Origin of the sequence: Sporosarcina soli, assembly GCF_042655805.1 — a bacterium.
In the GTDB taxonomy this organism is placed as follows: Bacteria; Bacillota; Bacilli; order Bacillales_A; family Planococcaceae; genus Sporosarcina; species Sporosarcina soli.
Map to the genome: position 1 here is coordinate 433,086 of NZ_JBHSNO010000008.1, position 21,972 is coordinate 455,057.

20 protein-coding genes and 3 pseudogenes are annotated in these 21,972 nt (G+C 42.5%); 5 read left to right on the top strand and 18 right to left on the bottom strand.

Annotated elements, in window-relative coordinates; translation table 11 throughout:
• Window positions 1–53: 53 nt before the first annotated feature.
• Both ACFPRA_RS17375 and ACFPRA_RS17380 read left to right on the top strand, forming a co-directional pair.
• Entirely contained in the window at window positions 54–497 is a 444-nt protein-coding gene (locus ACFPRA_RS17375) for a YusW family protein (RefSeq protein WP_381437480.1), read from the top strand.
• Window positions 498–586: 89 nt separating this feature from the next.
• Complete coding sequence (locus tag ACFPRA_RS17380) at window positions 587–823, top strand: YkuS family protein (RefSeq protein WP_381437482.1); 237 nt, start codon at window positions 587–589, stop codon at window positions 821–823.
• Window positions 824–892: 69 nt separating this feature from the next.
• Here ACFPRA_RS17380 and ACFPRA_RS17385 read toward each other — a convergent pair.
• The 7 genes and pseudogenes from ACFPRA_RS17385 to ACFPRA_RS17415 form a co-directional block, all read right to left on the bottom strand.
• Window positions 893–2,249: pseudogene (locus tag ACFPRA_RS17385) on the bottom strand (IS3 family transposase).
• A gap of 852 nt (window positions 2,250–3,101) precedes the next feature.
• Complete coding sequence (locus ACFPRA_RS17390; RefSeq protein ID WP_381437485.1) at window positions 3,102–4,214, bottom strand: GerAB/ArcD/ProY family transporter; 1,113 nt, start codon at window positions 4,212–4,214, stop codon at window positions 3,102–3,104.
• Window positions 4,215–4,246: 32 nt separating this feature from the next.
• Window positions 4,247–4,468, bottom strand: a complete 222-nt coding sequence (locus ACFPRA_RS17395) for a hypothetical protein (RefSeq protein ID WP_381437487.1) — start codon at window positions 4,466–4,468, stop codon at window positions 4,247–4,249.
• Window positions 4,465–5,670, bottom strand: a complete 1,206-nt coding sequence (locus ACFPRA_RS17400; RefSeq protein ID WP_381437489.1) for a Ger(x)C family spore germination protein — start codon at window positions 5,668–5,670, stop codon at window positions 4,465–4,467. The genes ACFPRA_RS17395 and ACFPRA_RS17400 overlap by 4 nt, the downstream gene beginning before the upstream one ends.
• Window positions 5,670–7,247, bottom strand: a complete 1,578-nt coding sequence (locus ACFPRA_RS17405; protein ID WP_381437491.1) for a spore germination protein — start codon at window positions 7,245–7,247, stop codon at window positions 5,670–5,672. The genes ACFPRA_RS17400 and ACFPRA_RS17405 overlap by 1 nt, the downstream gene beginning before the upstream one ends.
• A gap of 200 nt (window positions 7,248–7,447) precedes the next feature.
• Window positions 7,448–7,678 carry a hypothetical protein gene (locus ACFPRA_RS17410; RefSeq protein ID WP_381437493.1) on the bottom strand — a complete coding sequence of 77 codons (231 nt, stop codon included), beginning with the start codon at window positions 7,676–7,678 and terminating at the stop codon, window positions 7,448–7,450.
• Window positions 7,679–7,693: 15 nt separating this feature from the next.
• Window positions 7,694–8,062 carry a CPBP family intramembrane glutamic endopeptidase gene (locus ACFPRA_RS17415; RefSeq protein ID WP_381437606.1) on the bottom strand — a complete coding sequence of 123 codons (369 nt, stop codon included), beginning with the start codon at window positions 8,060–8,062 and terminating at the stop codon, window positions 7,694–7,696.
• A 328-nt stretch (window positions 8,063–8,390) separates the two neighbouring features.
• Between ACFPRA_RS17415 and ACFPRA_RS17420 the strand changes: the two are divergent.
• Window positions 8,391–9,044 (top strand): annotated as a pseudogene (locus ACFPRA_RS17420) (IS4 family transposase); the annotation flags it as partial.
• Between the two features lie 323 nt (window positions 9,045–9,367).
• Here the strand turns inward: ACFPRA_RS17420 and ACFPRA_RS17425 are convergent.
• The 5 genes and pseudogenes from ACFPRA_RS17425 to ACFPRA_RS17445 form a co-directional block, all read right to left on the bottom strand.
• Window positions 9,368–10,216 carry a DODA-type extradiol aromatic ring-opening family dioxygenase gene (locus ACFPRA_RS17425; RefSeq protein ID WP_381437495.1) on the bottom strand — a complete coding sequence of 283 codons (849 nt, stop codon included), beginning with the start codon at window positions 10,214–10,216 and terminating at the stop codon, window positions 9,368–9,370.
• Window positions 10,217–10,248: 32 nt separating this feature from the next.
• A pseudogene (locus tag ACFPRA_RS17430) lies at window positions 10,249–10,440 on the bottom strand (4-oxalocrotonate tautomerase); the annotation flags it as partial.
• A gap of 18 nt (window positions 10,441–10,458) precedes the next feature.
• On the bottom strand, window positions 10,459–11,247 hold the full coding sequence (locus ACFPRA_RS17435; protein ID WP_381437498.1) for a 2-keto-4-pentenoate hydratase: 789 nt from the start codon (window positions 11,245–11,247) through the stop codon (window positions 10,459–10,461).
• Between the two features lie 26 nt (window positions 11,248–11,273).
• Complete coding sequence (locus tag ACFPRA_RS17440) at window positions 11,274–12,062, bottom strand: 2-keto-4-pentenoate hydratase (protein ID WP_381437500.1); 789 nt, start codon at window positions 12,060–12,062, stop codon at window positions 11,274–11,276.
• A 12-nt stretch (window positions 12,063–12,074) separates the two neighbouring features.
• Window positions 12,075–13,538, bottom strand: coding sequence for an aldehyde dehydrogenase (locus ACFPRA_RS17445; RefSeq protein ID WP_381437502.1), 1,464 nt, complete (start codon window positions 13,536–13,538; stop codon window positions 12,075–12,077).
• Between the two features lie 476 nt (window positions 13,539–14,014).
• On the opposite strand from ACFPRA_RS17445, the gene ACFPRA_RS17450 reads away from it, so the two are divergent.
• A complete protein-coding gene (locus ACFPRA_RS17450; protein WP_381437609.1) occupies window positions 14,015–14,788 on the top strand; it encodes an IclR family transcriptional regulator in 774 nt (257 codons plus the stop codon).
• A gap of 21 nt (window positions 14,789–14,809) precedes the next feature.
• On the top strand, window positions 14,810–15,769 hold the full coding sequence (locus ACFPRA_RS17455; protein ID WP_381437504.1) for an amidohydrolase family protein: 960 nt from the start codon (window positions 14,810–14,812) through the stop codon (window positions 15,767–15,769).
• A 191-nt stretch (window positions 15,770–15,960) separates the two neighbouring features.
• On the opposite strand, the gene ACFPRA_RS17460 is transcribed toward ACFPRA_RS17455, so the two are convergent.
• The 6 genes from ACFPRA_RS17460 to ACFPRA_RS17485 all read right to left on the bottom strand — a co-directional run bounded on the left by ACFPRA_RS17460 (window position 15,961) and on the right by ACFPRA_RS17485 (window position 21,953).
• Entirely contained in the window at window positions 15,961–17,361 is a 1,401-nt protein-coding gene (locus ACFPRA_RS17460) for an MFS transporter (RefSeq protein WP_381437506.1), read from the bottom strand.
• 132 nt (window positions 17,362–17,493) lie between these two features.
• Window positions 17,494–17,880: a 5-carboxymethyl-2-hydroxymuconate Delta-isomerase gene (locus tag ACFPRA_RS17465; protein WP_381437508.1), complete on the bottom strand. Its 387-nt coding sequence runs from the start codon at window positions 17,878–17,880 to the stop codon at window positions 17,494–17,496.
• A 13-nt stretch (window positions 17,881–17,893) separates the two neighbouring features.
• Complete coding sequence (locus ACFPRA_RS17470; protein ID WP_381437510.1) at window positions 17,894–18,679, bottom strand: fumarylacetoacetate hydrolase family protein; 786 nt, start codon at window positions 18,677–18,679, stop codon at window positions 17,894–17,896.
• A complete protein-coding gene (locus tag ACFPRA_RS17475) occupies window positions 18,676–19,428 on the bottom strand; it encodes a fumarylacetoacetate hydrolase family protein (protein WP_381437512.1) in 753 nt (250 codons plus the stop codon). The genes ACFPRA_RS17470 and ACFPRA_RS17475 overlap by 4 nt, the downstream gene beginning before the upstream one ends.
• A 65-nt stretch (window positions 19,429–19,493) precedes the next feature.
• Window positions 19,494–20,933 carry an aldehyde dehydrogenase family protein gene (locus ACFPRA_RS17480; RefSeq protein ID WP_381437515.1) on the bottom strand — a complete coding sequence of 480 codons (1,440 nt, stop codon included), beginning with the start codon at window positions 20,931–20,933 and terminating at the stop codon, window positions 19,494–19,496.
• Window positions 20,934–21,056: 123 nt separating this feature from the next.
• Complete coding sequence (locus ACFPRA_RS17485; protein ID WP_381437517.1) at window positions 21,057–21,953, bottom strand: cytidyltransferase; 897 nt, start codon at window positions 21,951–21,953, stop codon at window positions 21,057–21,059.
• Between the last annotated feature and the right edge of the window lie 19 nt (window positions 21,954–21,972).

The window sequence follows — 21,972 nt, forward strand, 5'->3', positions numbered from 1 at the left end:
CGCTCCTCTTCGGTTAAATTGAAGATAGCGGACTTGTGGAAAGGACGATCGCCTTGAAAAGTATACGAACCATACATATCTTTACATTGTTTACAGCTATGCTTGTCATAAGCGCTTGCACCAACCAAAATCTTGTGACCAACCCGCCTTCCGAAACGTCTGAAGAATCCCTTGGCGAAACATATGGCTTCACTCAATTCAATGTAGCCATTGATACGAAAGAAATGAAACAAGCACTGACAGCCAATTACGATGAAAAACGTGACAAAACAGAGGCCGAATACGAAAACAAAATCGAAGACCTATACTTACACGGTAACGCAGCAATGGAAAAACTCGATAAAATTTTCAATGACCTATCCATCGAACCCGATATGGACGCCGAAGACATGGTAAAAAAAGCTTCCGAAGCATTCGAAGTCATCGATTACACCACGCTAAAATTAACAATTAAATTCAAAGGTTACGATACAAAGGAAATGATGATGACAAAGTAAAATCAGAATGAAGTTTCTGATATAATTTCTCCATTTTGGGCAATATTATGATAGCATGCATATTTCTCAATGAGTGGAGGGAATTTACTGTGGCAAAAATTGCAGTGGAACAACCATTTGAAGACGTTAAGGCGGCTTTGGAACAAAAAGGACATGAAGTGCAGATGTTCAACACAGATGAAAATGTTTCAGGCTTTGATATCGGCGTCGTCAGAGCCATCAACGAAGGAAATAATGACGAATTCGATTTTCCCGTCGTCAGCATGAAAGGCATGTCTATCGGAGATGTGGTCGATGCCGTTGAAACACGCGTCAATCAAATGTAAACAAAATGATAAGCACACAACGGAAGCAGCATCGAAATGATCTGACCCAAGAAAGTTAGACATATGTATTTAGGCTGCTTCAAGGACCTGAGTTCGGTATTCCACCGGGCTTAGGTCTTTTAATTTTGCCTTCATACGTCTGTTATTATAATAGTAAATATACTCTGCCAGTTCCTTCTCAAAATGCTCCATACTATCAAATTCTTGTAGATAAAGTAGCTCAGATTTTAATAAGCCAAAGAAATTTTCTATGACTGCATTATCCAAACAATTGCCCTCACGGGACATACTCTGTTTAATCTTATGTTGTTTTAATGTTCGTTGATATTGTTTCATTTGATAGTGCCAACCTTGGTCAGAATGAAGAATGACTTGATCACCTGGTTGAAGACGTGTCAATGCTTGTTTTAACATATCATCAACTAATTTATACTCCGGACGACTCATTACCGTGTAGGCGATTATTTCACCGTTACACAAATCTAGTACTGGCGATAAATAATGTTTCTCACCAAATAAATGAAATTCTGTCACATCTGTTACCCATTTCTCAATCATGTTTTCCGCTGTAAAATCACGTTGTAAAATGTTCGGCACTATTTTCCCGACATTACCTTTATACGAACGGTATTTTTTCATTCTTACTTCGCATTTAATGCCCATGGCATTTATCAATTTATTAATTGTTTTCAGATCATGATAGAAGCCATATTTCTTTAATTCTTTAGCAACCCGGCGATACCCACAACGTCCTTTATGTTCATGATAAATGGACTGAATAGCAGCCTTCACATTGGAGTATTTATCAGCACGGCTTAAACGCTTTTCCCAGTAATAATATGTACTACGTGGAATATCAGCGACTTTGATTAATTCCACCACTTCATAGATTTCCTTTAGTTCATAAATCACTTGCACTTTGATTTGGTTGGTAATTTTTCTTTCATTTGAACTAAAGTATTTAACTTTTTTAAATATGCATTCTCCATTTCCAGGTGCTTAATACGTGCTTCAAGTTCTTCTACAGACCCTTCAGCAGGTGCAGGTTTCGTTGTTTTTTTGTGTCTTTTTTCATGGATGGTCGCCCCTTTTTCTTAGAAACAAGGGCATCATAACCACCAATTTCAAACTTCTTCTTCCAATTTCGAATCATGCCTGAAGATGAAATGTTAAAAATAGCAGCTGTGTCGATTGAAGATGTACCTGTTTCGTTCATATAATTTAGTACACTCATTTTTTACTCAGCAGAATAGTTTGTATAGGATTTTGAGAATGCCTCTATACCATTTTCTTGATAAAGGCGAACCCAGGCACTGATAACCTGCAGGGTAATGCCAATGTCTTTCGCAATTTCATTCATGGATTCATGTCCATTTACATATCGTTTAACCGCTTGGATTCTTTGTTCAACTGTTAATTTTGCCATAAAAAAAAACCCATAAAAATTAGATTAGTGTCTAACTTTTACGGGGCAGTTCAGAAAAGATGCTGCTTTTTCTTTAGCGGATTTAATCTTTCACTTTAATGGACGTGAATCGAACAGCAAAGGGTTCGATTTGCCTTAATTTCTGCATTTTTGCAGAAATTAAGGCACTTAGATAAGTGCAATTGACTCCTTTCAAAATCTGTGACATCCGCCGGAGGCTTTAACTTGATTCAGCCGGGGTATGAACCCCTACTGAATTGAATGCATGTCTAGCATTCATCCCACCACTCATGAAAGTGGGGGACTTCTGCTGAAACAAGTTAAAACAATCGAATTTAATCATTTTATTACTCATTTTTCACAGTCTAATATCTCCCCCAATCCCTTGGTGTAACTAGTCGTTTTTAGTTTTAGAAATAGGATTTGCAGTCAATAAAACAGTAAATTGCGAGTGCTTAGGTATATGCAGAATTTCATTGTCGATCGGGAGAATGAATTGGCGAGGATTGCTGAAAGAAATCAGGCACATCAAAACGAGCAAACTAGACCATATTAAGAACACAATTGCAAAATAATATGGGAGGTTTTCTTAGTGTAACAAGGTACGCACAGCAATCTATATTCCAATCCGAAAACGCCGGGAAATCGACAAGAAGTAAAGGATGAGATTTCGATGGAGTTGGCCGAGCTGGGTAATCTTCAACCGAAGCATGAGCCGATGACGCCGAACCATCGGGAAACGGCCGAGAGGGATAAATACAAAGGCTGAGTATAGAAAGCCATGTCTGTGTGTGAATTCAGACATGGCTTTTGTTTTTTATTGGGTATTCCCCTCCACTAAAGACTATATACCTATGTTTGCGCTGGTTTATCGTCTTTTTTCTTTTTATATTTATTCCTCATGAGGGCAATGACCAAAAGGAACAGCGGAAGTGATAGTTGAATGAAGAACGAATAAAGCGGGAAATCGGTAGCGTCAAAGCGGCCAACTGCCATCTCACTCGGCAAACCCCAAAAAGTAAATTGAACCAGCAATATCCCAATCGGCCAAACGACAGGTCGGTAATCAGAGAGGTTCAACCATTGGGCTGTTCCCAAAGCGAGCACGTAATATAAAACGGATATTTTGACAAAGGCACCGACAATCCAAACCGCCATGATGACTGCCTCTATGTTTTCGAAAAAGGAACCGAGATTGGCATAACGGATCGCATTCATGAGCGGATAGGTTTTGTTGGATGTTGCCATGCCTAACACAAAAAGGGCAGCTAGATTAACGATCACGAACGTCAACATTGTGCCTAAGACGGAATACATCCCAAATTTCATGCCTTTCTTCTCATCTGCCAAGTAAGGCAGTAAAAATGCAATTACAAAAATCTCCCCGAACCATCCCGAAGGTGGGATTGCCCCTTTAAAGGTAGGCATGATGCCGTTTTCCAGTATGGGAAGTATGTTGCCGAAGTGGAAGTCCTTCGCTAGGAAAAGGATAGAAAAGAACAAAGGTAGTATAAATATTGGAAAAAGAAATTGAGCGCATCTTGCCAGCACTTCCAGACGCCCGTATATACAGAATGCACAAAGAAATAGCATGGAGACAACGACGAAAATAAGCGGCGTACGGAATAAAAAGGATGTAAGAATGAAATCACTATAATTCCTTATTACGCTTCCTGTAACCTCCATATAGAAAATAAGGACAAAAAAGCCGCTCACTTTTCCCGGTATCCGGCCCATGATGTCTTCACTATATTGCATGACCGTTTTCCCGGGGTAAAGCTTGTGAAGCGTAATGGCAATGAATACAATCAAAAAACCGGCTAAAGAGGCAATGATAGGTGATATCCAAAGATCATTTCCCGCATATTTAGCTGTAATGGCAGGCAACCCAATGATTCCGGTGGCAACAATGGTAAGATACAGTAGCATCGCCATTTGCAAAGCTGAAATTTTTCCCTTCTCCATTATTACCACTTCCTTTCGCTAGTTTACAAAAGTTAATTCTGCATATACTCAATGAATGGTTTAAATAAAAACTGTCTTACTGCAGAAGGTCCTTTTATATACTGAAGGTCAAACATGGATAAGAGAAGGCCAATGGCAAGGAGTACTATAAAAGCTGTTTTATCTTTTTTAGGATTTGTTTTCATTTTCGGCCACTGTAAAAAAACAATAATCATCACAATGATCATGGTCGCAAAGAATGCACCCCACTTCAATTTCCACTCCCCCTTTCCTTAATTGACTCATCGACGAATCCCCGACTACGAATATGGGCATCAATGACAAATTCTATTTTCACTTCCGGGAAAACCTCTTCCCATCGACCCTTGACTGTCTTCCATTGCTTTGGATATTTCCGATGAAACTCTTTCCCAAAGTGGGCGGCATCTACTCTCATGTCCTGTGATTCTTCAATTGCTTTTCTCATACGATCCTCGATTTGTTTCCCAAAGGCTTTTTCGATTTTCTTTACCTGTTTGGGATCATCCAAATTTAAAACCGTGCTATTTTGCACAACAACTCCTTCTGTTTTCACCTTAATTATCATAGTCCATTCTCCACCGGAAATCTTCGGCGTCAAATTCACTTTAGATTTTATCTGGGTCATAGATAAGTCACCTTCTACATTTTCGGGGGTCATATTTATCGAAGCTTCCTTAATCCTATCTTTTAACCAAAGCAATCCCCTTGTTGTCGATTCGGTCAAAACGCCAACCATTTTATCTTTTCTGAACATCGCGGTTCCATTAATTTTTGGCAGTTCAGATAGCGTACCATCACTTGTCTCTTCCTCTTTTATCGTTAGGTATGGAAGACTGGCACTGTGGTCTTCATTTAACATCATTTCATCCAGCTCCAACAAGGTGACGCCATTAACTGAACCCCTGGCAGTCATTTCACGAATCATTTCCGCCGGATTTCGTTCTAGGGGAACCTTATGTCCTATGAACGGTTTTGCCTCGCCTTCACTTACGAAGACAAAGGCACGTTCTCTAGGCAGCGGGTCGCGGACAAGAAAATCCAAAGAATCTTGAATCCCATCCTTTGCAATCCCCTCACCGAATATAAACACTTTGCAAGATCCCCAGAAGACCTTTCTAGACAAGTCGGCTTGTAGCATGGATAGGGCATCGGGTAAATTATCGCCTTTTTGGGACCTGACCAAGGTCGCTTGTCCCCCACCACCACCCCCTTCTCCCTGATTACTGCCCATCGATTTTGGAACGACTATTTCAATGGCCAATTCCACTTGGCCTTTATCACTTTTATCAATTGTGGCTGCCACGACAATGGCTAAATCATTTATTTCTGTTCTGTCTCCGCAACCGCCCACAAAAAAGACTGGTACAACAAGAGTCGAAAATAAGAGCATTTTTTTTAACAGCGTGTGTTTTGTTCTATAAATGACTTTACTCATCACCCTTCAGTCCCTTCCCCTCTTTCCGGACCTGGCTTCTGATGTGGGGCTTGTCGATTTATATTTATTTCTTTGTCAAAACGGGGACGCGTATCCATCTTCCACATAGGCGCTCTCCATAGGACATCCTTCAAGTCGCTCTTTTTTAATGGCGCGAGCGGCCCTAAATATGGTGCTCCAAATGATCTTAATCCACATAGATGAATCACAATAGCTAAAATACCAAGCATAATACCTAGCAATCCAGACACACTTGCCAGTATGATCAATGGAAAACGAAGCATTCGGATTGAATAACCAAACATATAGCGCGGAATCATGAAAGACGCAATTCCCGTTGTCGCCACCACAATTACCATTGGGGCTGAAACCAATCCCGCCTGAACTGATGCTTGGCCAATGACTAGGGCACCGACAATACTAACTGCGGATCCCACTTGATTCGGTAGCCTTACACCTGCTTCGCGCAGCGCCTCCAACATCAATTCCATAAGTAACACTTCTACGAAAGCGGGAAAAGGAACGTTTTCCCTTGCGGCTGCAATGCTAATCAGCAAGGCGTCCGGTATCATCTCTTGATGGAAAGTCGTTATGGCTACGTAAAGTGCCGGAAACACAAGAGCGGCGAAAAGGAAAACAAATCGCAACCAACGGATCAATGTGCGAATAATATAGCGGTCATAATAATCATCAGGTGCTTGAAGCATAGTAAAAAAAGTAACAGGGGCAATCAAGGCAAAGGGTGTCCCATCTGTCAAAATAGCTGCCCGGCCTTCCAGTAAACTAGCACTAACGACATCCGGCCGCTCCGTTGACAAGATTTGAGGGAAAGGTGAATACGGATTATCCTCGATCATTTCCTCAATGTATTCACTTTCTAACACACCATCAATTTTTATACGTTTCAAACGACTTTCCATTTCCTCTATAAGTGGTGGAGAAACAATTCCTTCGATATAGATCAGGGATACACTCGTCTTTGAATATTCACCAATCGTCATCGTTTTGATTTTCATGGCAGGACTTTTAATAATGCGTCGCAACAACGACGTATTCACCTGAAGGGATTCAATAAATCCCCCGCGCGGCCCCCTGATCACCTTTTCAGCTTCAGGCTCATCTATGCTACGTTTTTCAAACTTCGTTAAACCGAAAGAAACGGCATAGAGTTCCCCTTCCAACAACAAAATTGGACGGCCCGTTGAGATGGATTCAATGCAATCCGCCACTAGATTCACTTTCTTTGTATCGGATATGGTTAACTGGTTTTTGATCCAATCAATCCCCGGCGGCTCATTCTCATTTACCTCCATTTTCATCAAAGGTGATAAGACATTCCCGTCAAGCAGATCCGTATCGGTAAGTCCCTCAATGTATATAATCATTGCGTCCATCTGTCCAAAAATGCGGAATGGCCAAAAAATAACATCTGAACAATCAAGATAAATCGAGCGAAACGCATAGACATTTTGCTGAAAATCTTTTTGTAGGGTTTCCTGCGACTTGGCATTTTGGGCTGTAACTGCCTGCTGTTTTTGACTTGATTTATTCAAAAACCTGCGTGAATTCCGGATCATGCCAGCGTCCCCCCTTTTTATGGTACTGTTACTACTTTTCACTTACTTACGAGTTTCTATACTTTGGATTGCAAAAGATACCAGGCACTTACACAATTCGGAATTGAACGGGGGGATTTACCACCGATGCGCGAGAGTTTACCACCGACTCGGCATATAATCATCAAAAAAAGCGCACAGTTCATGTGCGCTTTTTGCATTCAGTATGGATGAGACGGGCGGTATACACCTTCTGCAATCCAGCTTCCCTTTGCATTCATTTCATGAATGATTTGTACTTGCTCTTCAGGCATCCGTTTGATCCGCCCGCCATCCACGTTATGGTAAACAACCGCATCCAATTCGACAAAAGGGGAACCCATTTGCTTCGATAATTCCTTCGCATATGTCGTTTTCCCGCTTGCAACGATACCCATGATGAAGATTTTCATTTTCCACATTCCCGTTCATAAATGTTCGCGGCTTTTGATCTCTACCGTTTTTGGCTTCACCGGAAAGCGGCGATAACAAATGATGGTAATAGGCAGTAAAATGAGCAGGCCGACAATTCCCGTTCCGCCATCAATGACATATCTATGTTCTTCCGTTACTGAAAAGAAGAAGATAAATGTCCCTGAAATGTTTAACATTCCGTGCATCAAGGCAACCGAGTAGATCGATTTACTTTTTTCAAAAATATATTGAAGAATAATACCAGCTAAAATGCAAAAAGTTATCATGAAGATCAAACCTAAATGATGACTTTGCCCGAAATTCAAATCATAAAAGTAAATCATTGGCGCATGCCAAACTCCCCAAACTATGCCATCATAAATGAGTCACTTTTTGCCGTATAGTGTTACTAAATTCGGGTACAGGAATCCGCGCCAGCCCACTTCTTCCCCTATGAAAATTAGAATATTCAACAGCGGCGCTAACAGTAATTGTAAAAGTACAGCTATAAGGATATTCATCAATAACGAAGAGTCCTCATTATATGTAACTCAACTTTCACACACAATAAAACAGGGTAATCAGTTGCCGGGCCTAACTTTGTAGCCGACCTAATAGATCCATTGACATTTTAAAAAGCCAAAAAAACACCTCATTCTTTTGGTATAGTGAGATTAACGAGAAATCACTACCACATAGAAGAGGTGCCTCCTACATAATGCAGGTATTAAAAAATCAGTTGGCTTCAGCTGTTCGTACTTATTTCAACTTGTCTTTTTCCTGATTTTTCAACATAGAAACTGGTTCTCTCTATTAGATTCAAAAAAGGCCGAGCGTTATCCAGCCAAGTATGCCGTGTATCGGTTCTTAAATCAGTCCACGTTCAATTGGCGCCGGTTTTTATTATCTTTTAGTGCCTCTACGATTCAAAAAGTGAACCACCTCACGGATCAAACACGGCCAAAGGTGTTTATAATTGATGACTCTTCTTTTGATCGAAATCGTAGTAAAAAGGTGGAACTTCTCGCGCGCTGTTTCGATCATGCTTCACAGAAAATGCAGTTTTACAAAGGTTTTCGGATTCTTACGTTGGGCTCGTCAGATGGCTGCACATTTATGCCGATTGATTTTTCCTTACTTAGTTCGAAAAAAGCCCAAATCAATGTCCTATCAACAGCTATCGATAAACGCGCCTCTGGCTATAAACGTCGAGTAAATGCGTTACAATCGGTTCCCGAACAGATTCCAGCGATGATTCAGCGTGCACTTGCGAGTGGAATTGACGCGAGTTATGTCTTGATAGATTCTTGGTTTACGATGCCATCCCTTATTAAGGACATTGTTGACCAAGGGATTGATGTGATTGAGTGGCGGCTTAGGTGTCCCGCTGCTTGGCGTATACTCCGGTATGGACTCTGATATCTTAGTCATATTGCGTGCTGCCATCATCAAGTTTTCTCGAATTGTGAGGGAGGGGAAGTGAATCAAGATGATCATTTGGAATGATGAAATCGCTAACAAAACATCTGTGGGATATTCTTCCACGGATGTTCGGCTTATCTATTTGATAAATCAGACACTACATTCCTCGGTTCTTGAAATGGGCCACAGTGATTTATAGTTTAGTAGATATCAGAAAAATGACTGATTTAATTTCCAAAGCGAGTATTCCCACCTCAAGTTCTCCCTTATCGCACATACTCTTTTTCCACGGGAGACTCCAATCCAGATACTGCTTGCTGCCCAAAGGTAATCAAGGCATTCCAACTTCCGGAAGATTGGCCCTCTGCCAAATAAGCAGGCTCCATTTCATCATCGAGCATACTGAGCAACATTGCCAAATGTCGGCCGCCGGATTCGACCCTTGCAAACCGGGCATATTCAGGGAGCATGTCATAGGCAGCTTGATAGTCTTTTTTCATGATGAATTCCACGAATTGTTTATCGAGTGCATGCTCGGTAACGGTTGGCTTATTATGCCGTCCCCTGACTAGGTTATGAGACAACGCACCACTCGAGAGGAATACAAATTTCTTATCGCTTTCACGTAAAACCTTGGCGATGATGTTTCCCCAGTCGTAAGTCTCTTCAAGGGATGCCGCAAGCGTGACAGATAAATTGATGACCGGAATATCCTCATTTGGAACGAGATAGCGCAAAGGGACAACACTTCCATAATCCCAAAGGAAATAAGGATCATTGACACCTTGCACTTGGAGTCCCGCATCCTCGCCGGCTTTCACCAGCTGCTGGGCCAACTGTTCATCACCTGGATAATGGTATGGTACATCCTTTATGAGGTCGGGTGCTTCGAATGCAGTCAACATCCCTTTATGGACGGGTGTACAGTCTACATAGTGAAAAAATGTACTTGGCCAATGACAAGAAACGAGGACAATGGCATCCGGTCTGATCTGTTCAATCTGTTTGGCAACTTGTTTCATCTCCGTCACTAAATCCTGTTGAAAATCTGGCACTTGGTCTTCGTGGCAAATACTCGGAACATGAGGAACTAACATACTCAATTCAATCGTCATAGCTACCTCCTAGAGTAATTGATTGTCGTCGATCAGTTGTGATCGGACACCGGCTTTCCAGCTTTCCCCCAATGCGTTTTTGGAATCTCCGTGACGAGTACCCTGATCGACTCCACAGGCGCATCCAATGTTTCGGCAACTGTCGTTGTAATGTTTTCAATGACTTCAGCGACCTTCTCTTTTGGTCTGCCTTCCATCAGATTGACATGGATAATCGGCATTTTTTTCTTCCTCTCTTCTAGTTAGTTCGTGACGGTGAATGACACTTCACCAAGCCCATCGAATTTGCCGCTTACGACATCCCCTTCTTGCAGTAATACAGCGCCCGTAATAGCACCTGATAAAATCACATTGCCTTTTCGGATTTTGTCGCCTTTTCTAGCCAGCATATTCGCTAACATCGCGATCGCATTGGCCGGATGGCCGAGAACAGCGGCACCTGCTCCCAATTCTCTGATCTCTCCATTGATGGATAAAGTTGCTCCAACTAAATCGAGTTCAAATTGGTCCGGCGTTTTCACCGTCGTGCCAAAAACGACCCGTGATGTCGATGCATTATCCGCAACGACATCCGGCAGTGTGAAATTGAAATTCTCATAACGGCTATCAATAATTTCTAAAGCTGGAAGAACCGATTGTGTTTTCGCCAACACTTGAGCACCCGTTACGCCCGGACCAACAATATCCTCGCCGATGATAAAAGCGATTTCCGCCTCCACTTTCGGATGGATCAAATCACTCAGGGAAACTTCCCCGCCATTTTCAATCAGCATATAATCAAACACATAGCCGTAAATCGGATCATTGACATTCATTTGCTGCATTTTCGCCTTGCTTGTCAAGCCCATCTTCGGACCGACGATTTTATGCCCTTCCGCCAGTTTCATCGCAACGAGTTCCTGTTGAACGAGATAACCTTCTTCCACCGTTAAATCCGGTTTTAATTGAGCCGTCACTTTTTTGATCTCTCTTTTTTCCACTTCACCCGCTACTACATAATTAGCAATTTCTTTTATTGTTGTTGCATTCATCAGAATTTCCCCCTTTGTAAGCCGTATTAAAAATGAACCGTCACTTCTCCCAAATGAGCGAATCTTGCCGTGAAGGAATCTCCTTCTGTTGCTTCCACTGCTGCAGATAAGGCTCCGGATAAGATCACTTCTCCTGCCCGAAGCGTAATATCAAAATCGGCCAATCGATTGGCCAACCATGCGACACAATGGGCCGGATGTCCGAGAGCAGCCGCACCGACGCCTGTATTGACGACTTCCCCATTTTTCTTCAATACCATTCCGAGTAATTCAAGGTCGACCTCTTCAATTTTCTTTGGCTTTCCGCCTAATACATAGAAAGCGGAGGACGCATTATCGGCAATCGTATCCGGAAGTTGAATCTTCCAATCTTGGATTCTGCTATCGACAATTTCAATGGCTGGAACGACGTAGTCTGTCGCTTGCAATACATCGAGCGTTGTGACATTCGGTCCCTTTAAATCTTCTTTCAGAATAAAAGCGATTTCCGCTTCCACTTTTGGTTGAAGCAACTTCTGTTTCGGAACAGCGCTTCCATTTTCAACGACCATACTATCCAACAAATGACCGTAATCGGGTTCATTGACCCCAAGCAAGGTTTGCATCGCTTTTGATGTCAATCCGATTTTCTTACCGACAATAGTCTGACCTTGTACTACCTTCCTTTCAATATTTTCAAGCTGAATGAAATAAGCTTCGTCGATCGTAAGCTCCGGCTCTACCGAAGTGAGGGGTGAGATGCCCTCTAAGCTTTCTTCAGCCACACGTAATTGGTCTGCAAATTGTTGACGTTTATTCGCCACTTCAGTTGTCATTTGGTTTCCCCCTTATAACTTAATCGTGATATTGGATAACTCCGTGAAGAAATCAAGGCTGTGCATGCCGCCTGTTCTTCCAATCCCACTCTGCTTCATACCGCCAAATGGTGTTCTCAAGTCACGTAGGAACCAAGTATTCACCCAGATAATTCCTGCCTCGACTTGATGGGCTACTCGATGACCGCGTTTAATATCACTTGTCCATATTGTTGCACTTAATCCGTAATGAGTATCATTAGCTTGCATGATGACTTCCTCTTCCGTATCAAAAGGGATGACCGTTACGACAGGTCCGAAAATCTCTTCACGGACACAACGGGAATTCCGATCCAATCCGGTGATGATAGTCGGTTCCAAATAATAGCCTTTCTCAATTCCCGCTGGTCGCTTGCCCCCCGTTAAAATCACTCCGCCGTCTTCACGGGCAATATCAATATAGCTGTTGACACGATCATAATGTTCTTTACTGATCAAAGCTCCTACATTCGTATCTGCTTCAAATGGCTGTCCGACTTTTAATTCTTTTACTCTTGCCGTAAACCTTTCTAAAAATTGATCGTATGCAGGTCTTTCCACGTAAATCCGGGAACCGCATAAGCAAACTTCCCCTTGATTGATAAAACTCGATTTGATGGTCGTTTCAATTACTTCATCCATGTCCGCGTCCGCAAAAATGATATTGGGATTTTTCCCACCCAATTCATACGATAGTTTTTTTAAAGTATCTGCCGCAGACTTCATAATGGCAGAACCTGTCCCCGGTTCTCCAATGAAAGTGATTGCGTCAATGTCGGGATGTTCGGAAATCGCGCCTCCTGCTGAATTCGGTCCGAATCCGTGAACAAGATTCACAACCCCATCTGGAACTCCTGCTTCTTTCAGTATTTCCATTAGCACAGTTGCCGTCATCGGTGTCCATTCTGCCGGTTTGATAACAGCGGTATTTCCCATTCCTAGGCATGGTGCCAACTTCCACGTCAATAGTAATAGCGGGAGATTCCACGGCTTAATAATTCCTACGACGCCTACTGGTCTCCGAATCGAATAGTGAAGCGCAGCTTGGTTCTGTTGATAGGCATCCGTACCGACAGAAATAATATAGTCAGCAAAGAAATGGAAGTTATAAGCCGCTCTTGGGACGTCGACCGAATTCGCCAGTGAAAAAGGTTTCCCGGTATCCAGCGATTCTAACTGGGCAAGCTCTTCCTGCCTTTCAAGGATCAAATCCCCAATCTTGCGAAGTATTTTGGACCGCTCCTCCAAAGTCATCGTTTTCCAAGGGCCATCCAAAGCTCTCCTAGCTGCAGCGACTGCATAGTCAACTTCTTGCTTGCCACCTTCTGCCACCGTACCAAGCACTTCTTCTGTGGCCGGATTAATATTTTCGAAGCTCTTTTTATTTTGCGAGTCTACGAACTGTCCATTTATAAAATGTTGACAATCGATGGCCTGGATTTTTGTTTTTGTTAGCATTTGTTTTCCTCCCCCGGAATTTGAATTTTACGACTTTCCGAATATTATGGTATCAGCGAGTGATTGCGTATACAACCCCCTAGTTCCGCTAGACGCAACAAAACAAAATAAATTTCATTTTTATTAGTTTGTTGACAATTATCCAAATTTTTGTTTAACATAAAGCAACTATGATTTTATTTATGAAACATTTATCTTAAATCAGCGCATGTCCAAACGCCCGCTAAATTAAGATAAAGCCTCCGGCGGGTGTCACAGATTTTGAAGGGAGTTAAGGAAGGCAGTCTAAGTTCGCGACGTCCAGTAAGGAAAGTACCTTAATTTCTGCACAGTTCGCAAAAATACGGCAAATCGAACCCTTTGCTGTTCGATTCGCAACGACTGCATGACCTACAACCTGTAGGCCTCAAGCTCGATTCAAAATCTGGACGCAATTATACCGAGGCATAATTGATCTAAGGAGGTGTTTGTCAGTGATCAACACAGAACAGCAAGGAAATCAACTCTCATCTGTGAAAAATGCGCTGCGGATTTTACAAAGTTTTTCTATGGATGAACCGGAAAAAAGAATTAGCGACATTGCAAAATCATTGCAACTGAACAAAAGTACAGTCAGTCGAACAATGTCCACTATGGCGAGTGAAGGCTTTGTGATAAAGGATCCCGAGACGCAAAAGTACCGATTGGGTTTGGCCATTCTTTCACTGAGCGGCATTATCAATACGAACATGGACATCTATCAAGAATCCATGCCGGTATTGAATAAGTTAGTAGAAACATGCGGAGAAACGGCCCACATTTCTGTATTGGAAAACCATGAAGTAATCTACTTACAAAAAGTAGAGTGCAATCATCCCGTTCGCTTTTTAACGCATGTCGGAAAGCGCAATCCAGCCTACTGTACAAGTTCAGGAAAAGTGCTATTGGCATTTTCGGATGAAGGAATTACCGAGGCGATCATAGCCAATGGCCTACAGCCTTACACAGAGGAAACAATCACGGATCCCGATGAATTGCGGACACATTTAAAACAAGTAAGGGAAATGGGGCATTCTTACAGCTTTGAAGAACTTTCAGAGGGTGTCATCTCAATCGGTACGCCAATATTCGATTACACAGGTAAGATTGTTGCGGCATTGTCCGTCGTCGGACCAAAACAGCGCATCCATTCGGGGAAAATTCAAAGCATTTTACACCATACACTGCGTGCGAGTTCTGAAGTGTCAAGTCGCCTAGGTTATAGAAAATAGAAAGCTAGGAGGAACATATAAATGCATGATTTTCATACGCATTTCATTCCGTCTGATGTATCCACATGGCTGAAAGATCATCGGGATGTTGTAAAGGCAAAATGGCGCCAAAAAGAAGAATCGAAAAACGAATTTTTAGTCGTGAATGGTAAATGGGGATTTGAACTTAAACCAACCTTTATCGATCTTGCACAATATCAAGAAGCACAAGAGCAAGTTGGTGTTACACACTCCATGCTCTCCCCTATTCCCCAGCTTTTCATGTACGACACAGACGCAGAACTGACAGCCGATATTTCTAAAGTTTATAACGACTCTTTAGTTCAACTGTCCAAAGCTTTTCCCGATGCAATCAGCGCACTTGGAACAGTCCCTTTGCAAACGCCTGAACAGGCAGCCCGAATTTTGCAAGATGCGATGCATAACGGCTTAAAAGGCGTCATTATCGGCCCCGGTTTACCTGGTCATATGTTGTCGGATGATTTTTTCATCCCTTTTTTCGAAGAAGCAAACCGATTGAACGCCATCGTCTTCATCCATCCACTCTTAGCTGAAGATCCTCGGTTAAAAAGAAGGATGATGCCGAATCTGATCGGTGTCCCTTGGGAAACGACCGTATGTGCAACGGATTTATTGCTAAGCGGATTTATTGATCGCTATCCGAATATAAAAGTCTTACTCGCACATGGTGGCGGTTTTCTCCCATACCAATTAGGGAGATTGGACAAAGGATTTGAACAATGGGAGGCGGTATCTGCCCAGTTGCAGGCCCCTCCGTCTGAATATGCCAAGCGATTTTGGTATGACACCGTTTTATGGAGTGAGGACAGTATTGAATTTTTAACGAAAACCGTCGGTGAAGATCGAGTCGTCCCAGGCTCTGATTTCCCTTTCGACTTATGTGCCTGGCCGCCTAAAATTGGTAATGACAAAGGCATTCATTCTTTATTGGCATCAGCCGATTCCATCAACCTGAAATAAGACTGTTTAGCCGAACGACAAGTGAAAATAAATTTGCTGAAGCAAATTAAAGGTATTCAAAAAAATCCATTAAAGGAATAGTTGTTGTTCCTTTAATGGATTTTAGATAATTCTTTGTAATTGTATAACTCATCGTAAAATTGACTGCTAAAGGCAGAAATCAAATCCACTCATCACAACACCATTAACCTTTATATTCTACTCGTGTAATTTGCATCTGCCTCGGCGATTTTTGGGATCGCTTCTGAACGTTCCTTTTCATGCTTTTCGTCCACTTTCTTTTCCTCACGGTAAATAGCATGCTTTTCCTGTACAAACAGCAAGGCTACCCCACCGATCAACGAAGCAATCCCAATCACGCCAAAATTATATTGCGGTTGCAGATTCATCGATAAGAGTAAACCTACAATAAGGGGAGCTAGAATGCCACCAATCCGGCCAAATGCCATTGTGCTACCGATTGCTGTTGCACGCATATGAGTAGGATAATACTGTGAAACAAATGTATTGGACAAATTTTGAACACCGATTGTTGCGGCGCCTATTATAGTAATCAACCCCAACACAATCGCGGTATTCTTTGAATATCCAATGAGAGCAAGAGCAATAGCACCGGAAAAGAAAAGTGGAACAAGCACTTTTTTAAATCCAATTCTATCCATCACTGGTCCTAAAACGACTGTCCCAAGAATGGCACCTAGTTGCATCACTGCCGTGAAGAGTAAGCTGGAACTCAAATCGAAACCTGCTGCCATTAGGAGGCGCGGTAACCAGGTATTCATTGCAAATACGAGAAGTAATGAGCAGAAAAAGGCAATCCAGAACATCATCGTACTAAATGTCCGTTTTTCTTGGAATAACTGGCTAAATGTTGACCCAACTACGCTTTGTGTACGTTTCGGCATTTCGATCCGATCTGCCGGACTAATGGTTGGATCCACCTTTGTCAAAATCCCTTTCACCTTGTCCATCTTCCCCTTTTCAATGAGGTAGACGACGGATTCCGGTACACTTTTCATGATCAATGGCAACAAGATGATTGGAATAATCGCAATCCAAAAAGTAGGTTTCCATCCTACTGTCGGCAGTAATGCACGACTTGTTAACGCGGCAACAACCGCTCCCGTTGAATAGCCCGCAAAGACAAATGCGACAAGCGCTGTCCGCCTTTTTTGGGGTGCAAACTCTGTCACAAGTGCGATGATATTCGGCATGACACCACCAAGACCGAGACCCGCTATAATTCGACAGACAGTGAATATCCCTGCACTCGTTGCAAAGCCTGCAAGAAAAGTAAACAGGCTAAATAACGCCGTACATATGATAATGACTCTTTTTCGTCCTACTTTATCCGCCATCAATCCGAAGATGACTGCCCCAACTGCAGTACCTGCAACCGTATAACTTCCGATTGCACCGCCCATCACATCGGACATCCCCCATTCTTCCATTAGCGTAGACACAACCGCACCGTAAATCACAACATCGTAACCGTCAAACATCAAAACGAAAAAGAGCCAAGCCACTAACAGAATATGAAACGAATGAACGCGACTCTTATTAATCACATCTATAGGATTAACTGTTTTCATATGTATTTCCCCCAGTCTCGTTGATAGCGCTTTCAGATAACTTTTAAAAATGAAGGATATATATCGCCAGTCAAAAAATGAAAACACCAAAGAAAGAGATTTCCATGGCGTCTTCATTTTCTCAATTGGCTGCTACTTCTTATAACGTTTATGAATATTATTCTTTTTATACGTCCCTGCTTCACTAAATTCAATCAGTTCCATCGAGAGCGCTAAGTAACGTTTATCAAATAGCTCCGCGAAGTGATCCGTTATTTCTTGAAAAAGCGCATCACATGCTTCCTTTTTATCTTCTGGAGATCTACCCGCGCCAATTTTTAAAGTGACATGGATAAAAGCATCATCTTCACTTCCATCGGCAACGCAGTAATGTTGTAATTCGATTGCTCTTGAACGGATTCCTCCAATCGGAAAGATATGACTACGTTCGATCAGGACCTTGTTGACATTCTTCAGCAACACAGGAATATTCCCTTCATCCCTCAAATTATCCGTGTACTCTACAATAATATGTGGCATGTTGCAACTCCCTTCACCTTTTGACCGTCAACTCTTTCGGCTGCTCGATGGAAAAAACTTCATCAGAGACAATCGTATTGACAAGTTTGCCAATCGATTCGATTTCTGTAACAACCTCATCCCCAATAGCTGTGTCAACCGTTCCGTGAGGCGTACCAGTCAAAATGATGTCATTTTCATTCAACGTCATAAAACTGCTCAAATACTCGATCAAAGCCGGGATATCAAATATCATATCCTTTGTCGAACCTTCTTGCGTCAATTTCCCGTTCACATACGTGCGCATCGCTAAATTCATCGGGTCCTTCACATCTGTAGCATCCACGAGCCAAGGGCCGATCACCGTACATGTATCCCGGTTTTTCACCCGTAAATTCGGACGATAATAGTTTTCCAAGTAATCTCTCAAGGCATAATCATTCGCAACCGTATACCCTTTGACATAATCATACGCATCTTCTTTTTTCACATTGCGTGCCGGGCGACCGATGACAACTGCCAATTCACATTCATAGTGCATAAACGTGACATCACTTGGACGTCGTGTCTCTGCGTTATGGCCGATAAATGTATTAGGTCCTTTTAAAAAGACGAGTGGCTCTTCGGGTGCTTTAAAAGCGAGTTCAGCTGCATGGTCCGCAAAGTTCAACCCGAGGGCAAAAACTGTACGTGGTTCAACTGGCGGCAACCACACGACTTCCTGTTCTTCCACAACCCGACCATCTTGTAAACGGATTCCCTCATCCTTGATGACTGCTTGATGAATCGCACCGCCATAGGCTACTCTTGCTGTTTTCATCGCGAAGCACCTCCATCTATATCACTTTCATTAACGAGTGTATTTTCCAAATAGCCGATGCCGTCGATTTCAATACGGACAAGGTCGCCAACTTTTGCTAAAGGCGGATTTTCTGGAACACCGACGAGTAAAATATCTCCAGGATGCAATGTCATAAAATCTGTAACATCCTCTAGCAGACGTGCAACGGAACGAACCAGATTCGCCGTTGTATTTTCTTGGCGGACTTCGCCGTTTACCAACACTTTGACTGTCAGTGTATCTGCATTGTCAATCGCTTCTCTCTCCACAATATAAGGTCCGATTGGGCAAAACCCATCACGTGATTTTTGGCTGATCGCCGGGCGATAAAAACTCGTATGCGGAATGCTGACATCATTGACAATGGTAAAGCCTGTAACATAATCCAAAGCGTCCTTTTCCTTTACTCTTGTTGCAACTTTACCGATGACAAGGCCAAGCGCCGCGCCCACTTCCAATTGGTCCGTTCCATCCGGCACAGGAATAGGCGAATGATGCCCGCTCACTGTATTAACCGGTTTAATATAGAGCACTGGCGCTTTTGGCGGTGCTTTATAGGGAGCCTCGTTTACTGCATTCCCAAGTGCCTCAAATGTCCCATGATAGTTTAATAACGTCCCGTACACAGTTCCAATTTCAATTGAATCTCGCGAAACGGAAGCGGGCTCTCCCGCTTTCCCTCTAATGTCGCGCCGAAGATCCACATTACGAATTTGTACTTCTGTCATGTTCTTCCACGTCCTTATCTTAAGAAGTTATCATTTCCCCAGGATTACATCCTACTATCCATTACTCAATTTCGATTAAACACAACAAGTTTCAATTCCATCATATCTTCCATTGCATACTTGATCCCTTCCCTGCCTGTACCACTTTCTTTTACACCACCATAAGGCATATGGTCCACACGGAAAGTAGGAATATCGTTAATCATCACGCCTCCGACATGGAGCTTTTCAGCAGCATCCAACGCTGTATGCACATTATTTGTATAAACGCCCGCTTGAAGGCCAAACTTCGAATCATTCACTTGTTCGATCGCTTCTTCAACCGATTGACATTTGTTCAAAATGACGATCGGAGCAAATACTTCCTGACATGATACTTTCATCGACGAATTGGCACTCAAAATGACTGTAGGGTGTAAAATATTCCCTGTAGATGTGCCTCCAACTACTACTTCAGCTCCACTCTGTTTCGCTTCCTCAATCCAGTTCAATGAACGTTCAACATCCCCTTTGGAAATAAGTGCGGACACGACAGTTTGAGGATCTAATGGGTCGCCCATTTGAACTTTGCGCGTAGCTTCCACAAATTTCTCAACAAATGCATCATAGACACGCTCATGAATATAGACTCGTTGCAATGAAATACAAACTTGTCCCTGATTGGAATAAGCGCCTGTTACACAGCGAGCAACGACTTTATCAAGATCAACGTCTTCGTCAATAATTACGGCCGCATTCGATCCAAGCTCTAAAGTGACACGTTTCAAACCGGCTTTGTTGCGGATGCCAATCCCAACAGCAGGACTTCCTGTAAATGTAATCGCAGCGATTCGATCATCCGTTACAAGTTTGTCACCGATTAGCTGGCCACTTCCCGACACTACATTGAGTGCCCCTGCAGGCAATCCGGCTTCTTTTAATAACTCTGCTAAGAAATAGGAGGATAACGGTGTTTGACTTGCGGGTTTTAACACAACTGTGTTTCCAGTAGCGATTGCCGGTCCCACTTTATGTGCCACCAAATTCATTGGAAAGTTAAAAGGCGTAATCGCACCTATTACGCCAATCGGTTCATGTACAGTATAGGCAATCCGATTTTCTCCGCTTGGCGCAGCATCAAGAGGCAATGTTTCTCCGTAAATACGTTTTGCTTCTTCCGCTGCAAATTTGTATGTTTGGATCGTGCGTTTCACTTCATCTCTTGCAGTTGTAATAGGCTTGGCAGCTTCCTTAGCAATAATTTCTGCCGCCTCTTCTGAACGTTCTTCCAGCAGAGCGACCAATCGTTCAAGAATGGAAGCGCGCTCGTGAGCTGGCATGGAAGCCATTATCTTAGTAGCACGATAAGCAGCTTCGATCGCTTCATCCACTTCAGCTTCATTGGCAACCGGAACATGGGCAATTGTTTCGTTTGAATAAGGGGAAGTTAAAGCTTTGTAACCTACAGCTTCCTTCCATTCATTATTAATAAATAAATGTTTTTTCACTTCAGTTTGTGTAGTCATTTGTCCATCCCTTTCCATTCCCCAAATTTGGACGCTGCATCAAGTTAAATCATAGGGCATACTAGCATTCATCCCGCCACTCATAAAAGTGGCGGGAATTTTGCAGCCGAATCATGTTGAAGTTTATATGGCTCTTTCTTCTGGATAGGCATATTCATAGAGTCCATATGCTTCGTTTTGCTTACCGTACAAAAAGTCAATCCAATGGATTTCTATACTTTTTTGTAAAGTGTTCGGTGAGCAATGATGTATCCTAATTAACAAGGTTGAACCTTGATCACTCCATGTCATTTGGTGACATGTTCCAGCATATACTTGACCGTCAATTTCCACTTCTACCCGGTATGTGCCTAACTTAGGCAATCGATATAATGGATCAACATTTACTTTTACAAATTGATCGTTGTTATAGAAAAAGGCGTTTTGCTTTACTTCGCCCTTCACTTTATAAAAATCGCCAAGATAGGCAGGCACTTCATCTACACTACCTTCTGCAAGTAACTGTCGAATGGCGGTTGAACTGATTTTTTCACATTCAAAATCTATTTTTTGTACTTTTGTGACTGCGAATCTCCCACCACCGTGCTCGTACAACGTCTCCATAGACCCTGCTCCTTTAGAGCCGTAATGGTAGTCAAATCCAGCTACAACATGAACACATTTAAGTTTACTTATGTAGCTTTCAACAAAATTTTCTGGCGAGAGGCGAGCAAAATCTTGGGTGAATTCGACAATAAACAGTTTCTCAACACCTAGGCTTTCAAATCGTTCCGCCTTTAATGGTAGCGGCGTCAAGTACGTCATCGGTCCTTGATCAGGAAACAAAATGTCTTTCGGATGAGGATAAAATGTCATCACTCCGAATGTACATTGCTCTTTTTCAGCTATCTCTTTTGCTTGTTGTAAAATTCCTTGGTGTCCAAGATGTACGCCATCAAAGAATCCCAATGCAAGTACACATGATTTCATTTCGGCTACCACTTCTGACGAAACTCCCTGTTTAATGTGAATGATTTCCATTTACTGCACCTCTCTTCCC

Excerpts from the sequence above, each read along its gene's own strand:
- ACFPRA_RS17485 (WP_381437517.1), bottom strand. The coding sequence starts at position 21,953 with ATGGAAATCATTCACATTAAACAGGGAGTTTCGTCAGAAGTGGTAGCC.
- ACFPRA_RS17455 (WP_381437504.1), top strand. The coding sequence starts at position 14,810 with ATGCATGATTTTCATACGCATTTCATTCCGTCTGATGTATCCACATGG.
- ACFPRA_RS17440 (WP_381437500.1), bottom strand. The coding sequence starts at position 12,062 with ATGACAACTGAAGTGGCGAATAAACGTCAACAATTTGCAGACCAATTA.
- ACFPRA_RS17465 (WP_381437508.1), bottom strand. The coding sequence starts at position 17,880 with ATGCCACATATTATTGTAGAGTACACGGATAATTTGAGGGATGAAGGG.
- ACFPRA_RS17460 (WP_381437506.1), bottom strand. The coding sequence starts at position 17,361 with ATGAAAACAGTTAATCCTATAGATGTGATTAATAAGAGTCGCGTTCAT.
- ACFPRA_RS17405 (WP_381437491.1), bottom strand. The coding sequence starts at position 7,247 with ATGATCCGGAATTCACGCAGGTTTTTGAATAAATCAAGTCAAAAACAG.
- ACFPRA_RS17445 (WP_381437502.1), bottom strand. The coding sequence starts at position 13,538 with ATGCTAACAAAAACAAAAATCCAGGCCATCGATTGTCAACATTTTATA.
- ACFPRA_RS17475 (WP_381437512.1), bottom strand. The coding sequence starts at position 19,428 with ATGACAGAAGTACAAATTCGTAATGTGGATCTTCGGCGCGACATTAGA.
- ACFPRA_RS17435 (WP_381437498.1), bottom strand. The coding sequence starts at position 11,247 with ATGAATGCAACAACAATAAAAGAAATTGCTAATTATGTAGTAGCGGGT.
- ACFPRA_RS17470 (WP_381437510.1), bottom strand. The coding sequence starts at position 18,679 with ATGAAAACAGCAAGAGTAGCCTATGGCGGTGCGATTCATCAAGCAGTC.
- ACFPRA_RS17480 (WP_381437515.1), bottom strand. The coding sequence starts at position 20,933 with ATGACTACACAAACTGAAGTGAAAAAACATTTATTTATTAATAATGAA.
- ACFPRA_RS17390 (WP_381437485.1), bottom strand. The coding sequence starts at position 4,214 with ATGGAGAAGGGAAAAATTTCAGCTTTGCAAATGGCGATGCTACTGTAT.
- ACFPRA_RS17400 (WP_381437489.1), bottom strand. The coding sequence starts at position 5,670 with ATGAGTAAAGTCATTTATAGAACAAAACACACGCTGTTAAAAAAAATG.
- ACFPRA_RS17410 (WP_381437493.1), bottom strand. The coding sequence starts at position 7,678 with ATGAAAATCTTCATCATGGGTATCGTTGCAAGCGGGAAAACGACATAT.
- ACFPRA_RS17425 (WP_381437495.1), bottom strand. The coding sequence starts at position 10,216 with ATGACGATTGAATTGAGTATGTTAGTTCCTCATGTTCCGAGTATTTGC.